General features: G+C 73.2%; 15 protein-coding genes. 4 read left to right on the top strand and 11 right to left on the bottom strand.

Annotated features, from left to right (window positions below):
• Window positions 1-143 precede the first annotated feature (143 nt).
• Window positions 144-2,363 carry a PQQ-binding-like beta-propeller repeat protein gene (locus tag OHV05_RS13835; RefSeq protein ID WP_405017912.1) on the bottom strand — a complete coding sequence of 740 codons (2,220 nt, stop codon included), beginning with the start codon at window positions 2,361-2,363 and terminating at the stop codon, window positions 144-146.
• Between the two features lie 362 nt (window positions 2,364-2,725).
• Here OHV05_RS13835 and OHV05_RS13840 point away from each other — a divergent pair, with 362 nt between their 5' ends.
• Complete coding sequence (locus OHV05_RS13840; protein ID WP_184918376.1) at window positions 2,726-3,367, top strand: TetR family transcriptional regulator; 642 nt, start codon at window positions 2,726-2,728, stop codon at window positions 3,365-3,367.
• A gap of 215 nt (window positions 3,368-3,582) precedes the next feature.
• Here OHV05_RS13840 and OHV05_RS13845 read toward each other — a convergent pair whose 3' ends face one another.
• The 8 genes from OHV05_RS13845 to OHV05_RS13880 all read right to left on the bottom strand — a co-directional run bounded on the left by OHV05_RS13845 (window position 3,583) and on the right by OHV05_RS13880 (window position 12,286).
• Window positions 3,583-4,527 (bottom strand): beta-ketoacyl-ACP synthase III, encoded by a 945-nt coding sequence (locus OHV05_RS13845; RefSeq protein WP_405017913.1) that lies wholly within the window; start codon window positions 4,525-4,527, stop codon window positions 3,583-3,585.
• A 130-nt stretch (window positions 4,528-4,657) separates the two neighbouring features.
• On the bottom strand, window positions 4,658-5,575 hold the full coding sequence (locus OHV05_RS13850; RefSeq protein ID WP_405017914.1) for a L,D-transpeptidase family protein: 918 nt from the start codon (window positions 5,573-5,575) through the stop codon (window positions 4,658-4,660).
• Window positions 5,576-5,709: 134 nt separating this feature from the next.
• On the bottom strand, window positions 5,710-6,873 hold the full coding sequence (gene mqnE, locus OHV05_RS13855) for an aminofutalosine synthase MqnE (protein ID WP_403036412.1): 1,164 nt from the start codon (window positions 6,871-6,873) through the stop codon (window positions 5,710-5,712).
• A 50-nt stretch (window positions 6,874-6,923) separates the two neighbouring features.
• Window positions 6,924-7,886, bottom strand: a complete 963-nt coding sequence (locus OHV05_RS13860) for a threonine/serine dehydratase (protein WP_405017915.1) — start codon at window positions 7,884-7,886, stop codon at window positions 6,924-6,926.
• A gap of 6 nt (window positions 7,887-7,892) precedes the next feature.
• Window positions 7,893-8,354: an Lrp/AsnC family transcriptional regulator gene (locus OHV05_RS13865; RefSeq protein ID WP_057231532.1), complete on the bottom strand. Its 462-nt coding sequence runs from the start codon at window positions 8,352-8,354 to the stop codon at window positions 7,893-7,895.
• Window positions 8,355-8,474: 120 nt separating this feature from the next.
• Complete coding sequence (locus OHV05_RS13870) at window positions 8,475-9,125, bottom strand: UbiX family flavin prenyltransferase (protein WP_405017916.1); 651 nt, start codon at window positions 9,123-9,125, stop codon at window positions 8,475-8,477.
• 43 nt (window positions 9,126-9,168) lie between these two features.
• Window positions 9,169-10,530: a condensation domain-containing protein gene (locus OHV05_RS13875; RefSeq protein WP_405017917.1), complete on the bottom strand. Its 1,362-nt coding sequence runs from the start codon at window positions 10,528-10,530 to the stop codon at window positions 9,169-9,171.
• Window positions 10,531-10,573: 43 nt separating this feature from the next.
• Window positions 10,574-12,286: a hypothetical protein gene (locus tag OHV05_RS13880; protein WP_405017918.1), complete on the bottom strand. Its 1,713-nt coding sequence runs from the start codon at window positions 12,284-12,286 to the stop codon at window positions 10,574-10,576.
• A gap of 558 nt (window positions 12,287-12,844) precedes the next feature.
• On the opposite strand from OHV05_RS13880, the gene OHV05_RS13885 reads away from it, so the two are divergent.
• From OHV05_RS13885 to OHV05_RS13895, 3 genes are all read left to right on the top strand, one after another.
• Window positions 12,845-13,585: a cyclase family protein gene (locus OHV05_RS13885; RefSeq protein ID WP_405017919.1), complete on the top strand. Its 741-nt coding sequence runs from the start codon at window positions 12,845-12,847 to the stop codon at window positions 13,583-13,585.
• Between the two features lie 181 nt (window positions 13,586-13,766).
• Entirely contained in the window at window positions 13,767-14,108 is a 342-nt protein-coding gene (locus OHV05_RS13890) for a chaplin (RefSeq protein WP_405017920.1), read from the top strand.
• 119 nt (window positions 14,109-14,227) lie between these two features.
• Window positions 14,228-14,938 (top strand): MOSC domain-containing protein, encoded by a 711-nt coding sequence (locus tag OHV05_RS13895; protein ID WP_405017921.1) that lies wholly within the window; start codon window positions 14,228-14,230, stop codon window positions 14,936-14,938.
• A gap of 7 nt (window positions 14,939-14,945) precedes the next feature.
• Here OHV05_RS13895 and hemC read toward each other — a convergent pair whose 3' ends face one another.
• Together hemC and OHV05_RS13905 are read right to left on the bottom strand one after the other, a co-directional pair.
• On the bottom strand, window positions 14,946-15,881 hold the full coding sequence (gene hemC / locus OHV05_RS13900) for a hydroxymethylbilane synthase (protein WP_405017922.1): 936 nt from the start codon (window positions 15,879-15,881) through the stop codon (window positions 14,946-14,948).
• A gap of 17 nt (window positions 15,882-15,898) precedes the next feature.
• A complete protein-coding gene (locus tag OHV05_RS13905) occupies window positions 15,899-16,288 on the bottom strand; it encodes a VOC family protein (protein WP_405017923.1) in 390 nt (129 codons plus the stop codon).
• Window positions 16,289-16,388: the final 100 nt, after the last annotated feature.

The following is a 16,388-nucleotide window of genomic DNA, read 5'->3' on the forward strand; positions in this document are numbered from 1 at the left end:
ATCCGTTCAGGAGTGGTCAGGCACTTTCGCAGTGACCCGAACGCCAGATCTCCTCGCAGTTCCCCGAGCCCCTGGACCGTAGCCCCGAACGCCCTGCCAAAAGCCGAGCGCCTGCCCAGGCCGTAACCGGTTGAGCCTGTGGGTCAGTTGGGCACCGCCGTGCCGTAGAAGGCGTCGAGGGCGTAGACGCAGCGGTCCTTGCTCCCGACGAAGACCCGACCACCGACCGCCACCGGGGAGCCGGTGAGTTCGCCCTTGGTGCCGAGCTCCCAGCGGAGCTGCCCCGTGGTCAGGTCGAGGGTGTGCAGCGAGTGGTCCCGGCTGCCCAGGTGGACCAGGCCGTCGGCGACGGCCGGGGACCCGACCAGTTCGCCGCGTGCGCTGTAGCGCCACCGCTCCCGCCCGGAGCCGGTGTCGAAGGCGTGCAGGGTGTCCCCGGCCCCGACCAGCACGGTGCCGGCCGAGACCACCACGGGCTCGGCCCCCTGCCGCCGGCCGGTCCGCCCCCGCCAGCGGTCGCGACCCGTTGCGGCGTCCAGCGAGTAGACCGTCCCGAGGTAGTCCGCGACGAACACCGCCCCGCCGTCCACCGCCGGTGGCGTGAAGAGCACCACCGCCGCCTCGAACCGCCACCGCTCGGCCCCGGTCGCGGCGTCCAGGGCGTACACCCGGGTCCCGGAGGTCAGGTACAGCGTCCCGCCCTGCTCGACCGGCCGGGACGGCACCTCCTCGCCGACCTGGAAGGCCCACCGCAGCCGCCCACCGCGCGGATCGACGCAGCGCAGCCGCCCACCGCCGTAGTAGTACGCCGCACCGGCCACCAGCGCGGGCCCGGACTGCGGGTTCTCGTAGTCCTGCTGGGCGTCGTCGGCCCGCCAGAGCTCGGCGCCGCTGGCGGCCGAACGGAGCTGGACGCCACCGCCCCTGACGCCGCAGCAGAGCACGCCGTCGGCGGCGTCCAGCGAGTAGATCCAGCCGTCCAGCGAGTTGCGCCAGCGCTCGGTGCCGTCGGCCACGTCCACCGTGTAGAGGTGCGGACCGTCGGCGGCGTGCACCCGGCCGGCGTCCACGGCCAGCGCCCAGGCCACGTCGCGGGTCTTGTAGCGGCGCTGCCCGGAGCCGATGTCCAGGGCGTGCACCTCGAAGCTGGAGACGAACAGGGTGCCGCTGGCCACCACCGGGGTGCCCCAGACGTCGTTGGACATCCGGAACCGCCAGGGACGCCACCGGGGCGCGGGCGGAGCGGTCGGGGCGGCCCGCCGGACCCAGTCCGTGCCGGGTGCGGCGGCCCCGGTCACGGCGGCGGCCTCCGCCCGCGGCCCGGGCCCTATCGGCACGGCGGCACCGGCCAGCCGGATCTCCCCAGCGGCCGGGGCCCGGCGGCCGGCGATCTTCTCAGTGGCCACCGAGGCGGGTCCCGGCGGCTGCGGCGGCACCGGCGCCACCCGGGCGGGTGCCCCCGAGGGAACGGTCCGCCGGGTGCGCTTGCGCTCGATCAGGTCCAGCGCGACGGTCGGCAGCCAGTCCCCCGCCTCGCCGGCCGCGTCGTCCCGGGAGAACAGGTGCGGGGCCAGCTCGGCCTGGATCTGCGCGGGCGTCGGCCGGTTCTCCGCCGCGGGCCGCATGCAGGCCCGGACCAGGTCGGCCAGCTCGACCGGCAGCCCGGACAGGTCGGCCTGGTCGCGGAGCAGTTGGAAGACCGTCTCCACCGGGTTGGCACCCCGGTAGGGGGCGTGGCCGGTGGCGCAGAAGACCAGCAGCGAACCGAGCGAGTACACGTCGCTGGCCCCGGTCACGCTGCGGCTGTCCTTGGCCTGCTCCGGCGACATGTACGCGGGCGTGCCGACCGCGACGTTGGTCATGGTGAGCCGGGAGCTGGAGACCCCGGCGGCGATCCCGAAGTCGATCACCCGGGGGCCGTCCTCGACCACCAGCACGTTGGACGGCTTGAGGTCGCGGTGCACCAACCCGGCCGCGTGGATGGACTGCAGGGCCTCGGCGATGCCCGCGATCAGCCAGCGGACGGCGTCCACCGGGAGCGGCCCGCAGTGCCCGATCAGCTCCTCCAGCGAAGGCGCGGGCACGTACGCGGTGGCCAGCCACGGCACCGGTGCGTCGGCGTCGGCGTCCACCACGGCCGCGGTGTAGAAGCCGCCCACCGTCTTGGCCGCCGCGATCTCCCGGGCGAACCGGACCCGGAACAGCTCGTCCTCGGCCAGTTCCCCCCGGACCGTCTTGATCGCGACCCGTCGGCCGGACGCGGAGCGCGCCAGGTAGACCAGGCCCATCCCGCCCGCACCGAGCCGCCCGAGCACCTCGAAGGGCCCGATCCGCCTCGGATCGTGCGCTGAAAGCTGGTCCACTCCGCTGCCACCTCCCCGTCCTGCCGCCACCCGGTCGGGGTGCGCCGCCCCCGATTCTCCAACGCCCGCCCCGCCTGATCCAATCTCCCCCGCCGCCGGGCGAATCGTCGCTGTCCGGCACCATCCCACCCCGGGGCACCGATCCGGAACTGACGGACCGACGGCTCCGCTCCCTGACGGTCACTCTGTGCGACCCGATCACCCCTCAGCCGACACCCCGTCACGCTGGGGCTCCGTCAGAACACGGGGGGGCATCGTTCGCGGCGGGCCCAGCTGAATATCCGTCGGCTGATCACACCCCGGCTGGAGTAATAGTCACATCACCGAATCGCGCCAAGATCGTGCCACGGTAAGCTGACGGCATGACAGGACAAGTTCGCACCGTCGACGGTCGCGTCGCCGGGCGACGCGGACAGGAGACGCGGCAGAAGCTGCTCGACTGCCTCCGCGAGATGCTCAGCACGTCGCCTTACCGGGACGTCAAGGTCATCGACGTCGCCCGTATGGCGGGTACCTCCCCCGCGACCTTCTACCAGTACTTCCCGGATGTCGAGGGCGCAGTCCTCGAAATCGCCGAGGAAATGGCCGAGGACAGCGTGGAGCTCAAGGAGCTCCTCGATGGAAAGTCCTGGGCGGGAAAGACCGGCTTCACCACGTCGGAAGACCTGGTGGACGGATTTCTCGCCTTCTGGCGCAAGAACGATGCCATTCTCCGAGTGGTCACTCTCGGTGCAGCCGAAGGGGACAAGCGGTTCTTCAAGATCCGCATGAAGGTCCTCAACTCGGTGGCCGGACCGCTCGGTGAAGCCATCAAGGCCAACCAGGCCAAGACCGACAAGTCGGTCGATCCGGCTGCTCTCTCCGGGTCCCTGGTCTCGCTCCTCGCCTCGGCGGCGGAGCATTCCAAGGCCTTCACCGCCTGGGGCGTGAAGGTCAAGGACCTCAAACCCAACCTCGCCCTCCAGGTCTACCTGGGTGTGACGGGCAAGAAGCCGCCCAAGTAACCCACCCGTCCACCCCGCGTGCTCCGTCCCGGTTTCCTGTCCGGGACGCGTCGGACGGCGGCCGTGTCCTCGGGGGAGGTTCGCCGACGTTGACCGCGCAGCACGCACCGACCCCAAGAAGGGGCGGCCCACCGGGCCGCCCCTTCTGCATGCCGATCTTTGGGCAGACGCTTGAGCGTCTACGGTCCAGGGGCTCGGAGCACCCGCGGAAAAGCTCAGGGGCAGCGGACGACCTGCCCCGCGTACGCGAGCCCGCCGCCGAAGCCGAAGAGCAGGACCGGGTCGCCCGTCCGCAGTTCCCCCCGCTCGACCAGCTTGCTGAGCGCCAGCGGGATCGAGGCGGCCGAGGTGTTGCCGGACTCGACCACGTCCCGGGCGACCACCGCGTCCTCGGCCAGCCCGAGCTTGTTGGCGATCGCGTCGATGATCCGCAGATTGGCCTGGTGCGCGACGAAGCCCCGGAGTTCGGACGGCTCGATGCCGGCCTTCCGGCAGGTCTCCCGGGCCAGCGGGGCGAGCTGGGTGGTGGCCCAGCGGAAGACGGTCTGGCCCTGCTGACTGATCGTCGGGTCCCAGCCGGTGATCACCACGGCGTCGCCCTTGTCGGGCTCGGAGCCCCAGAGCACCGGACCGATCCCGGACAGCTCGTCAGGAACCGCCTCCACCACCGCGGCCCCGGCCCCGTCCGCGAAGATCACGCAGGTGGTCCGGTCGCTCCAGTCGATGGTGTCGGACATCCGCTCGGCGCCGATCACCAGCGCCCGGGTGGCCGAGCCGGCCCGGATCGCGTGGTCGGCGGTGGCGAGCGCGTAGGAGAAGCCGGAGCAGACGGTGTTGATGTCGTAGGCGGCGGGCGAGCGGATGCCCAGCCGGGCGGCGACGGCGGCGGCGGTGTTGGGGCTGCGCTCGATCGCGGTGCAGGTGGCGACCACCACGAGGTCGATCTGCTCGGGCAGCAGGCCGCTGTTGGCGAGGGCCTTCTGGGCCGCCTCGGTGGCCATGTCGACCAGGGTCTCGTCCTCGGCGAGGTGCCGGGACCTGATGCCGACCCGGGAGCGGATCCACTCGTCGTCGGTGTCGACCAGCAGGGCGAGGTCGTCGTTGGTGAGGACCTTCGGCGGCTGGAAGTGGCCGAGCGACACGATACGGGAGGCGGTCATACCGCCACTCAACAACGTTACCGACCAGTCCGTGGGTGACGCCCGGGTACAAGGTCCGAGGTCGGAAGCTGTAGGGGCCGGACAATAGCCCTTGGTGGGCCTGGACCTTCGCCCCGCCCCCGACGGGACCTCAGGCCGCCAGTGCGGCCGCGTCGCCCATCACGATCATCGGCTTGGCCGCCGGATCGAGTGCCTTGATCAGTTCGATCATCTGCGCCTCCGGCAGCGACACGCAACCGTGGGTCGGGCCGCCGTGGTCGACGTGCAGCCAGATGCCGGTGCCCTTGCCGACGCCCTCGGGGTACTTGGTGCTGAGCGGCGAGGTGCCGGGCACCCGGTTGTAGTTGATCGCCACCACGTAGTCGAAGGAGCCGGCCAGCGGTTCGCCGTTGAAGCCGTCGCCGTCGATCACGAACGCCTTGTCCTGGTCGTACGGGAGCTTGCTGCCCGGGTCCGCCTGGCGGCCGCCCGCGTCGGTCAGCGCGTAGACGCCGATCGGGCTGCGCAGGTCGCCCTGGCGGTGGTCGGTGGTCCAGCCCTTGTACGCGTTGTGGCCGGCCCAGACCGTGCCGGGCTTCCAGTGGTTGTCGGCGGTCCGGGTCCACAGCGTGACGGCGGTGTCCGAGCCGTCCTTGTCCTTGCCGGACGCGACCACCAGCTGCCGGGTGTCGGCGGGGATCTGCGCGGTGAACTTCGGGCCAAGGCCGGGGATGGTCAGCACGCTGCCGTCGGTCCGGTCCGAGCGGTCGGCGGCGGGCTGCTCGGTCCGCTGCCCGGCCTGGGCGGCGGCGGGGTCCGGGACGGCCGACGAGGCGTCCGGGAGCGGGCGGTCCGGCATCCCGGCGGCGGCGACCTCGGTGCTGGAGCGGCCGGGGCCGACGGTGAACCAGCCCGAGACGGCGGCCAGCAGCATCGCCGTACTGCCCATCAGGGCGCGGCCCGCGCCACGCTTCTTCTTCGCCTTCCGACGGTGCCCACGGGGCCTGGCCGCCGCGTCGGCGGGCACGTCGCCCCGGCTTCGGGGCTTGGCACGATGGGAACCGGACATACGGACGATCCTTCCAAAGCCGTGGGCCGGAACGGAACCCCTGGCGTGTGGTGAGCCTGTGAGCATACGCCCACTCGGAACACGACAAAGCCCTCCGAGCCGGTTCGGGCTCGGAGGGCGATGTGACGCAGCAGTCAGAGGCGCATCGCCTGCGGGGTCTCCCGGCGGCCGAAGTCCGGGCCCTCGTACTCGCGGATGATCTCGTAGCGGGTGTTCCGCTCGACCGGGCGGAAGCCGGCGTCCCGGATCAGGTCGAGCAGGTCGTCGCGGCCCAGCTTGTTCGGGGTGCCGAAGTTGTCCGCGTCGTGGGTGATCTTGTACTCGACCACCGAACCGTCCATGTCGTCCGCACCGTGACTGAGCGCCAGCTGCGCGGTGGTGACGCCGTGCATCACCCAGAACACCTTGACGTGCGGGACGTTGTCGAACAGCAGCCGGGAGACCGCGAAGGTCTTCAGCGCCTCGGCGCCGGTGGCCATCTCGGTGCGGGCCATCAGCTTGTTGCGGACCACGCCGTCCTTGGAGTCGTGGAAGTCGTGCTGGTAGCGGAGCGGGATGAAGACCTGGAAACCGCCGGTCTCGTCCTGCAGCTCGCGCAGCCGGAGCACGTGGTCGACCCGGTGCCTGGGCTCCTCGATGTGCCCGTAGAGCATGGTCGCCGGGGTCTTCAGACCCTTCTCGTGCGCCAGGCGGTGGATCCGCGACCAGTCCTCCCAGTGGGTCTCGTGGTCGACGATGTGCTGGCGGACCTCCCAGTCGAAGATCTCCGCGCCGCCGCCGGTGAGCGACTCCAGACCGGCGTCGATCAGCTCGTCCAGGATCTCGCTCGCCGTCAGACCGCTGATCCGCTCGAACCAGTGGATCTCGGTGGCGGTGAACGCCTTCAGCGAGACGTTCGGCAGCGCGGCCTTCAACTCCCGCAGGCTGCGCGGGTAGTAGCGCCACGGCAGGGTCGGGTGCAGACCGTTGACGATGTGCAGCTCGGTCAGCGAGTCGACCTCCATCGCCTTCGCCAGCCGGACGGCCTCCTCGATCCGCATGGTGTACGCGTCCTTCTCGCCCGGCTTGCGCTGGAACGAGCAGTACGCGCAGGAGGCGGCGCAGACGTTGGTCATGTTGAGGTGACGGTTGACGTTGAAGTGGACCACGTCGCCGTTCTTCACGGTCCGCACGTGGTGCGCCAGACCGCCGAGCCAGGCCAGGTCGTCGCTCTCGTAGAGCGCGATCCCGTCCTCGCGGGTCAGCCGCTCGCCCGCGTAGACCTTCGCCTCCAGCTCACGCTTCAGCCCTGCGTCCATGCGGTGACCTGCCTCCTCGTGCCTGAAGATCTGACCAAGCGAGCCTACGCCTACGCGGAGAGCAGCTCCGCGAGCAGGCTCGGTTCGATGTTCCCACCGCTGACGACGGCGCCGAACACCCGCCCCTCCAGCTCCGCCGCACGGTGGAAGTAGGCCGCCGGGGCGACCGCGCCCGAGGGCTCGGCGACCAGCCGGCCGCGCCGGGCCAGCACCGCGACGGTGTCCCGGATCTCCTGCTCGGAGACGGTCACGATGTCGTCCACGTACGCCTGGATGTGGTCGAACGGGAGCACCCCGACGCTGGGCGTGCGCAGCCCGTCGGCGATGGTCCGGTAGGTCTGCTCGGTGGGCCAGCTGACCCGCTCGCCGGCCAGGAAGCTCGCCCGGGCGTCGGCGGCCAGCTCGGGCTCGACACCGATCACCCGGACTCCGGGGCAGGCCAGCTTGAGCGCGGCGGCGGTGCCGCTGATCAGGCCGCCGCCGCTGACCGGCACCAGCACGGTGTCCAGCTCGTCGGGGGCGTCCTCGGCGATCTCCAGGCCGACCGTGCCCTGGCCCGCGATGATGTAGGGGTCGTCGTACGGCGGCACCCAGACGTAGCCGTGCCGCTCCGCCAGCTCGGCGGGCAGGGTGTCCCGCTCGCCGGGACCGACCAGGATCACCTCGGCGCCGAAGGCCCGGGTGTTGTCGACCTTGACGGCGGGTGAGACGTCCGGCATCACGATGACGGCCTTGATGCCGAGCAGCTGCGCGGCGTACGCCACCGCCTGCGCGTGGTTGCCGCTGGACTGCGCCACCACGCCCCGGGCCCGCTCGGCCCCGGTCAGCGCGGCCAGCCGGTTGTACGCCCCGCGGATCTTGAACGCGCCGGTCGGCTGGAGGCTCTCCGGCTTGAGCCAGAGCGCCCGGTCGCCCTGCGCCGCCCACGGGCAGGGCATCAACGGGGTCCGGACCGCCACTCCGGCGATCCGCTGCTGCGCGGCGCGCAGCTCCTCCAGACCGATCAACGTCATCGTCCGCTACTCCCCTGGTTCCAAAGGCAGTTCACTGACCCGGTTCTCCCACTTGGTGGAGAGCACCACGGTGGTCCTGGTCCGTGCGACACCCTTGGTGCCGGACAGCCGCTTGACCACCGACTCCAGGCCCTCCACGTCGGAGACCCGGACCTTGAGCATGTACGAGTCGTCGCCCGCGATGAACCAGCAGTCCTCGACCTCGCCGAGGTCCTTGAGCCGGTGCGCGACGTCCTCGTGGTCGGCGGCGTCGGTGAGCTGAAGGCCGATCAGGGCGGTGACCCCGAAGCCCAGCGAGGCCGGGTTCACGGTGGCGCGGTAGCCGGTGATCACCCCGGCCTGCTCCAGCCGGTTGATCCGGTCCGTCACGCTCGGGCCCGACAGGCCGACCAGGCGGCCCAGTTCGGCGTAGGACGCGCGGCCGTTCTCCCGGAGCGCCTGGATGAGCTGTCTGTCCACCGTGTCCATGTATCCGCCCGCGTCCTTCCGAACCTCTCCAGACCCACAGATCATTATCCGGATTCGAAGGCGTCACACCTGGATCGACCCGGATATCGCAATGAACATACCTTCCCCGGGCCGATCCGCTCACGCGACCTTCCCCCCGTCGCCCAACTCACCCGCCCAGCGCCGGTACAGCGTGTGCGGCACACCCACCGCGTCCAGCACCCGGCCGGCCACGAAGTCCACCAGTTCACGGGCCGTGGAGCCCCCGGCGTAGAAGCCAGGCGCGGCCGGCAGCACCACGGCGCCCTGCGCGTCCAGCTCCACCAGGTGCTTCAACGTCACCCCGTTGAGCGGTGTCTCGCGCAGACAGAGCACCAGCGGCCGGCGCTCCTTCAGGGTGACGCTGGCGGCCCGCTGGAGCAGGTCCTTGCTCAGTCCGAGCGCGATCCCGGCCACCGCGCCGGTGGTGGCCGGGACCACCAGCATCCCCTTGGCCGGGTACGAGCCGCTGGACGGCCCGGCCGCGAAGTCGCCCGCCGCCCAGTACCGGACACCGTCCAGTTCCTCGGTGCCCAGCCACTCGGCCAGGTCGGCCCGCCAGTGCGCGTCCCGGAACGCGATGCCGGTCTCGTCCAGGATGGTCAGCCGGGCGGCCCGGCTGACCACCAGGTCGACCGTCTCCCCGGCCGCCAGCAGGGCCCGGAGCACCGAGGCGGCGTACGGCGTACCGGACGCCCCGGAGACCCCGACCACCCAGGGTCGGCGGGACGGCTGCTGTCGATCACTGCTCATACCGGGCACGATAGTCCGGCCCGGGCCGGGCGACCGCCCGGGCTCAGCCCTGCTGCCGGGCCTGGTCGAGGACGGTGCGCTCGATGGTGCGGAGCAGCCGCTCGATGTCGGCGGGGGTGAACAGATGGGTGTCGGCGGTCATCGCGATCTCGATGGCGGCCGGCTTGTCCGCCATGTGCAGGACGTAGCTGACGGTGCCGCCGTGGTCGGTCGCGGGCTCCCAGCTGAGGGTGGACGGGCCGGCCGCTTCGGGCGACCAGTCCGCCGGGGCGGGTTCGGGAGCGGCCACCCGCTGGTCGTTGTACCAGCAGGACCGTTCGAAGACCACGCCCGGATCCACCGCGTACGGGGCGAGGTCGGCCTCCAAGGCGCGCTTGTCGTAGAAGGCGCTGCGGTAGGTGGCCAGCGAGGCGCTCCTGGTCCGGGCCAGCAGCTCCCCGAAGTCCGCGGCGTCCTCGGTGCGGACCGCGAGGTAGCCCTCCATCGCGAGCGGGCCGCTGGCCCGGCCGAGCCCGCTGTGGAAGCGGTTGTTGACCATCAGTTGGAGACCGCACCGGCCGGTGCCCGCCCAGCCGGCCATCGTCTCGGCGGTCGCCGCCAGCAGGACGCTCGCGGTGCTGGTCCGGTGGGTCTCGCCGACCCGGGCGAGCGCGCCCGGCAACGCGGGCGAGAGCAGGTGGGCCCGGCGGTAGCGCGGCGCCCCCGGCTCGCCCGGCGGGACCGCGGCGACCTGCGGGGCCCGGGCGCCGGCCGCCGCCGTCCGCCACTGCCGACGCGCCGCCGCGTCCAGTCGGCGGCCGCGCGCGGAGGACTGCTCGGCCGCCTGCTCCAGGGTCTGCAGCACCCCGGCCTGCTCGGCCTCGGCCCGGACCTCGACCGGGTCGGCCCCGAGGCTCAGCGCCTGCAGGTCGCCCTGCAGCCTGGGCAGGCCCCAGGCGTCGGCCGCCGTGTGGGAGAAGATCATCACCACGTGGTGGACCAGCCCCTCGGAGACCACCGCGCCGAACCGCACCGGCCACTCCCCGGCGTAGTCGAAGGCCCGTCCCCAGAGCTCGTCGCGGAGCGCGGCGCCGATCCCGGCCGCCTCCGCCGGGCCGCCGGGCCGCAGGTGCAGCGGCGCGCTGCCGTCCCCGTCCAGCTGCTGGCGCAGCTCGCCGTCCGGTCCGGCCACCACCCGGGTGCGCAGGGCGTCGTGGACGTACAGCAATCCGCTGAACGCCCGTTCGACCACCTCCAGCGGCATCCCGCCCGGGACCGGGCCGTCCAGCGGGACGTTGTACGCGTGGTCACCCGGCCGCAGCTTCTGCAGCGCGGTCCAGATGGCGTGCTGACCCCAGGTCACGGGACCCTCCCCGGTGCGGGCCCCGGTGCACGGGACCGGCAGCGTGGTTACCTCGGTGTTCACGCGACTCCCTTTCGTTCCACAGCAGTTCGACCAGGTCAGGCATTCAGAGCGCTCGGGCCACGGCCGCGTACCTGACGGCGCGGTAGTACGTGTCCAGCGCGGTGGCGGGGCCCCCGGAGTCGAGGCCCGGCAGCCGGGGACGGTTGCACCGGTCGGCCACCCGCAGGCTCATCGGGAGCACGTACAGGCCGTCCGGCTCGCCCGCATGGCCGTCCCACCAGCTCTCCGCCCGGTCCAGCAGAGCCAGTTGGTCGACCGGACGGACCGACCGGACCACCAGGGCGGCCGCCCGGCTGCTGAACCGGCGGCCCGGTCCCGCCCTGCGGGCACCGGCGGTCACCGCCAACAGCGCTCGGGCGTCCGGGAGTTCGCAGGCCAGCAGGGTCAGTTCCAGCTCCTCCGGCAACGGCTCCGACCGGTCGGGCAGCACCCGGAGCCGCTGGTACGGCAGCGGGGCGAGCGCCCGGCCGAGCTCCGTCGGGCCGGACGGGCAGTACGGGCAGGGCAGGCAGCGCACCGCGACCGGTGGAGACTGCTCGGGCGCCGGAAAGGTCAGCGCCTCGGCCTCGCGCCGGGCCAACGCCCCGGCCGCGCCCGGTAGTTCGTCGACCTCGACCGGGGCGCAGCAGGCCGCCGCCCGAGCGCCCGCCGCCAGCGCCCGGAGCGCCAGTCCGGTGACCGCCTCCACCAAGGCGGGGGTGAGCATCCGGGCGTCCCGCTCGGCCAGGCCGGACAGCACCCAGGTGCGCAGCGCCGCCGCGCGGTCCACCGGCCTGCCAGCCGGCGGGGCGGCGTCCCGGCCGAGCAGCCAGCCCGCGGCCCACACCTCGCGCAGCGTCCCGACCGGCAGCCCGGCCGGACCCGCGGTCCGCTCGAAGTCCCGTACCAGGGCGGCCGGATCGGCCCCGAGCAGCGGGGCCCAGTCCACCCAGGACCAGGCGAACGGGTGGCCTGCCGGTTCCTGATCCCGCATCAGCCGGATCAGGCAGCGCGAGCGGACCAGTTCGACGGCGTAGTGCAGGCCGCCCGTCGTCCGGGGCGGCTCCCCGCCGCCGGGGACCGGCCCCGACCAGTGGCCGACCGGGAGCGGTGCGTCCATCGGCACCGCCGCGTGCCGTGCCCCGTGCTCGCCGTTGCCCGCCAGGCTCGGCCCGGCCTGGTGCTCCAACAGATGCGGTACGGCGGCCAGCACGGTCAGCCCGGCCTCGGCGCAGTACCGGACGATCAGTTCGTCGTCGTCCTTCAACTCGTCCGGGAATTCCGCCAGATAGGCCGCCAGCCCGCGGGCGGCCGCGGCCGGGAGGGCCAGGCCCAGGGTCGGCACCCACTCCCGGGGGGCCAGCGGCGCCCAGGGCGAGCCGGCCACCGCCGCCCGCCGGGCCAGGTAGGCGTTGTACGGACTGTTCCAGTTCACGTAGAGCGCCACCGCGTCCCGGGGGCGGGCGGTGAGCACCGCCGTCAGCTGGGCGGCGAACCCCGGCACCGGGGTGACGTCGTCCTGGAGCACCACGTGGTGGGTGGCCCCGGGCGGCACCGCGGCCCAGGCCAGCTTCGCGGTCCGCAGCGGGCTGGGCGGTCCGAGCGGGCACGGGTCCGCCACCGGGGTGACCCGCAGCGGGGCGCAGGCCGCCGCCAGCCGGGGCAGGGCCGCGGCCCGGGCGGGGTGGTGCATCACCGCCAGGCTGATCCGGGGCGGCCGGTCGGCCGGCCCCCGGGCGTCCTCGTCCTGCGGCCGGTCGTCCAGTGCGGTCAGCACGTCTCGCCTCTTCCGTCCGGTGTCCCGTGGATGTCCCGGGAGGTCCGTCGGAGGCGACGTCCCGGAGCGGGCCGAAAATGCCGGCCCGCTGAATCGACTGGTCTGCGAGCAGCGAATACCGGGCCGCCGACCGGGAGGGTTCGGGGAAAAGCACGAACGACAATTATCGGAAGTCTTCGAACAATCCGCAGCAGTGCCCGCCACTGCGGAATTCACGACCCGGCGTCGGCCCCGGAACTCCGGAACCAGGCCGCCTACGGGCCGTGGGGCGGGGCCGGCGGGGCGGACGAAATCCCCCTCGGCGCCCAATTCCACCCCTCTTCAGGGATCGACCCGGCGGGGCGCACACCCACCGGCCACGCCGAGTAACCTACAGTTCGCCCGATCGGCGGGCAAGACTCGTCCACGCCCATTCCCTAATACCTCCGGACCCGGCCCTGACGGCCCGTCGGCGGGAATTGCGGGCGGTACGGACGACCGGCGATTCCAGCTCGCGCCCGGCCGGCGGGCCGGGGCGAACGGTGTGCCGCGACCCGGCCGACGGGCCAGGATGGACCCATGCCGCCGACGCTGATCGACCTCACCCACCCGGTCACCACCGGGATGCCGGTGTACCCGGGCGACCCGGCCGTGTCGCTGCGACCGGCCCTCACCACCGCCGCCGACGGGGTCAACGTGCTGTCCCTGCACCTGGGTTCGCAGTCCGGCACGCACGTGGACGCGCCGTACCACGTGGACGTCACCTGGCCGACCCTGGACGGGCTGCCGCTCGGCCTGTTCACCGGCCGCGCCGTGCTCGCCGACCTGCGTGACCTGGCCCCGCGCACCGGGGTGACGGCCGGTCAACTCGCCCCCGCGCTGGCCACGGTGACACCCGGCGCCGTCCTGCTGCTGGTCACCGGATGGCACCGGTACTGGGCCACCGACCACTACTACGCGCACCCGTGGCTCACGCCCGGCGCGGCCGAGGCGATCGTCGCCGCCGGGGTGCGCAGCGTGGGCGTGGACGCGCTGAGCATCGATCCGACCCCCGATCCGGGGCCGGCCGACCCGGCGGTGGCCGCCCTGCTCGCCGACCTGACCGACGAGCACGACCCCGCCCCGGACGCCCCGACCCTGGCCGCCCACCGGACGCTGCTCGGCAGCCCGGACGGCGCCGTCTTGTGCGAGAACCTCGCCGACCTGACACCGCTGCTGGACGCCTCGGCGGCGGGGCTGGCCGTCACGGTCTCGTTCTTCCCGCTCCGTCTGACCGCCGCCGACGGCGCCCCGGTCCGGGCGGTCGCCCGGCTCGGGTAGCGGCCGGACCGGGTAGCGGCCGGACCGGATCGCGACCCGCAGGGAGATTCCGGCGGAGCGCCTCCCGGGTCGGCCACTTGCCCCAGCCGATCCGACGGCAGGTGTGATTCCGACCGTTCGACCGGGTGACCGATCCCGGCGGCGCAGCTGACCCGGGCCGGAACCGGATACTCCTTCCGGCATGAACCGAACCAAGAAGTTCGCGGCGACCGTCGGCCTCGGTGTCGCCCTCGCCCTCGGCTGCACCGCTCCGGCCCTCGCCGACTGCGAGGACCAGGGGCCGGTCCAGCAGGCGCCGGTCCAGCACGAGGAGGAGCACGCCCCCGAGTTCACCGGCGGCGGCAACACCTGCGTGAACACCGGCGGGGCCAGCGCCTCCGCCGTCGTGGTGGGCTCGCCCGGTGTGCTCTCCGGCAACAACGTCCAGATCCCGATCAGCATCCCGATCAACATCTGCGGCAACTCCGTCAACGTGGTCGGCGTCGGCAACCCCGCCGGCGGCGGTGGCGGCGGGAACAACTGACCTTCTCCCCCTACGAGTCCGGGGGCGGGCGCCGGGTCCTCCCGGGCCCGGCGGCCGCCCCCGCCGCCCGTACGTCCCTGGTCTAGACCATCCCCCCGCGACGGCGCTAGGCTCCCGCCATGGCAGAGATCATCGGGGTGATCGAGCGGCTGTGGCGCTACCCGGTCAAATCGACCGGGGGCGAGCGGCTCGACTCCGTCGAGGTGGACGAACGCGGGCTGGCCGGGGACCGGCTGTACGCGGTCCGGGACAGCACCGGCCGGATCGGATCCGGGAAGAACACCCGACGGTTCCGCCGGATGGACGGCCTGCTCCGGCTCGGCTCCCGGCTCGGCAACCGGCTGACCGCCCCCGAGCTGCTCGACCCGCTGGGCCGGCCCGTACCGGACCCGAACGCCTTCCTGGCGGCCTACCTCCAGCGCGACGGCGTCGAACTCGCCCGCGAGGACACCGTTTCGCACTTCGACCACCTGCCGGTCAGCGTGCTCAGCACCGCCACCCTGGACTGGATCCGGGCGGCCCTCCCGGACACCGTGGTGGACGAACGCCGGTTCCGCCCCAACATCCTGCTCCGCACCCCGCCGGGCACCGCCCCGTTCGTCGAGGACGGCTGGTTCGGCCGCCCGGCCGGTGTCCCGGGCGGGCTGACCCTGACCTTCGTCCAGGCGGGCCGACGGTGCGTCATGTCCGGTACGGCGCAGCCCGGCCTGCCGCACGCCCCCGAGATCCTCAAGATGCTCACCCAGGCGCACGACGCCCGGCTGGCCGCCCTCGCCACCGTCGCCCGCCCCGGGCACCTGCGGGTCGGCGACCCGCTCACCCTCGCCTGACGACGGGTCAGTGCGGGATGGCCGCGATCAGCTCGTGCGCACCCTGCCGCTTGAGCGCCAGGGCGACCGAGGTGCCGAGGTCCTCGGGGCTGAGCGCGCCCGCCCACTCGTGGGCGTCCAGGATCTGCTTGCCGTCCGGGGAGAACACCCGGCCGCGCAGCGCCAGCCGCCCGTCCGGCTCGGCGGTCGCGTACCCGGCGATCGGGCTGTTGCAGTGGCCCTGCAGGACGTGCAGGAACATCCGCTCCGCCGTCGCCTCCCGCCAGGTGTCGTGGTGGCCGAGCCCGGCGGCGGCCTCGATGGTGGCGTGGTCGCCCTCCCGGCACTGCAGGGCCAGCACGCCCGCGCCGATCGGCGGGCACATCGCGTCCAGCGGGAGGATCTCGGTGATCCGGCCGCTCTCGCCGATCCGCTCCAGACCGGAGGCCGCCAGCAGCAGGGCGTCGGCCTCCCCGGCCTCGAGCTTCGCCAGCCGGCTGTTGGCGTTGCCCCGGATCGGTACGCACACCAGGTGCGGGTGCGAGGCGGCGAGCTGGGCGATCCGGCGCACCGAGGAGGTGCCGATCCGGCTGCCGGGCGGGAGCTGGTCCAGCGTCAGACCGCCGGGGTGGATCACCGCGTCGCGGATGTCGTCCCGCCGCAGGTAGCCGGCGAAGACCGTGCCGGCCGGCAGCGGCCGGTCGGCGGGCACGTCCTTGAGGCAGTGCACCGCGAGGTCGGCCTCGCCGGCCAGCAGCGCCTGGTCCACCTCCTTGGTGAACGCGCCCTTCCCGCCGAGCTTCGCCAGGTCGCCCATCCAGCGGTCGCCGGAGGTGACCACCGGCACCACCTCGGTCCTGATCGCCGGGTGCAGCACGGCGAGCTCGGCCCGTACCCGCTCCACCTGGGCCAGCGCCATCGGCGAGGAGCGGGACACGATCCTGATCAACTCAGCGGAAGACATGGCGACATGATAGGGCGTCAGGCAGGCCCGCCCTGGCCACCGCCGCGCACCAGGCAGAACGGGTGACCGGCCGGGTCCAGGTAGACCCGCCACCCGGTCTCGACGTCCTTGCGCACCGCGCCGAGCTCCAGCACCCGGGCCTCTGCCGCGTCCAGGTCCTCGACCTCGACGTCCAGGTGGAGCTGCTGCGGGTGGGCCGGGTCCGGCCAGCGCGGCGGGCGGAAGTCCTCGACCCGCTGGAAGCCGAGCACCATGCCCCCGGGGACGTGCACCGTCGACCAGTACTCGTCCAGCGACCAGCGCGGGTCGGGGCGGTCCACCTCGCCGCCGAGCAGAGCGGCGTAGAACTGCGCCAGTCCGGCCGGGTAGTGGCAGTCCAGCACCACGCACTGCAGCTTGCCGATCATCGGGACCACTCCTGGGCAGACGGGGACGTGTGCCCCTCCAGCATCCCGCCGAACCGGCCCCGGACGGCGCACCCCACACGGCGCACCCGCCAGGAACCGC

Source organism: Kitasatospora sp. NBC_00070 (genome assembly GCF_045041205.1).
Classification (GTDB): domain Bacteria; phylum Actinomycetota; class Actinomycetes; order Streptomycetales; family Streptomycetaceae; genus Kitasatospora.

Coding starts and splice junctions, on each gene's coding strand:
- OHV05_RS13840 (WP_184918376.1), top strand. CDS start 2,726: ATGACAGGACAAGTTCGCACCGTCGACGGTCGCGTCGCCGGGCGACGC.
- OHV05_RS13845 (WP_405017913.1), bottom strand. CDS start 4,527: ATGACCGCCTCCCGTATCGTGTCGCTCGGCCACTTCCAGCCGCCGAAG.
- OHV05_RS13850 (WP_405017914.1), bottom strand. CDS start 5,575: ATGTCCGGTTCCCATCGTGCCAAGCCCCGAAGCCGGGGCGACGTGCCC.
- mqnE (WP_403036412.1), bottom strand. CDS start 6,873: ATGGACGCAGGGCTGAAGCGTGAGCTGGAGGCGAAGGTCTACGCGGGC.
- OHV05_RS13860 (WP_405017915.1), bottom strand. CDS start 7,886: ATGACGTTGATCGGTCTGGAGGAGCTGCGCGCCGCGCAGCAGCGGATC.
- OHV05_RS13865 (WP_057231532.1), bottom strand. CDS start 8,354: ATGGACACGGTGGACAGACAGCTCATCCAGGCGCTCCGGGAGAACGGC.
- OHV05_RS13870 (WP_405017916.1), bottom strand. CDS start 9,125: ATGAGCAGTGATCGACAGCAGCCGTCCCGCCGACCCTGGGTGGTCGGG.
- OHV05_RS13885 (WP_405017919.1), top strand. CDS start 12,845: ATGCCGCCGACGCTGATCGACCTCACCCACCCGGTCACCACCGGGATG.
- OHV05_RS13890 (WP_405017920.1), top strand. CDS start 13,767: ATGAACCGAACCAAGAAGTTCGCGGCGACCGTCGGCCTCGGTGTCGCC.
- OHV05_RS13895 (WP_405017921.1), top strand. CDS start 14,228: ATGGCAGAGATCATCGGGGTGATCGAGCGGCTGTGGCGCTACCCGGTC.
- hemC (WP_405017922.1), bottom strand. CDS start 15,881: ATGTCTTCCGCTGAGTTGATCAGGATCGTGTCCCGCTCCTCGCCGATG.
- OHV05_RS13905 (WP_405017923.1), bottom strand. CDS start 16,288: ATGATCGGCAAGCTGCAGTGCGTGGTGCTGGACTGCCACTACCCGGCC.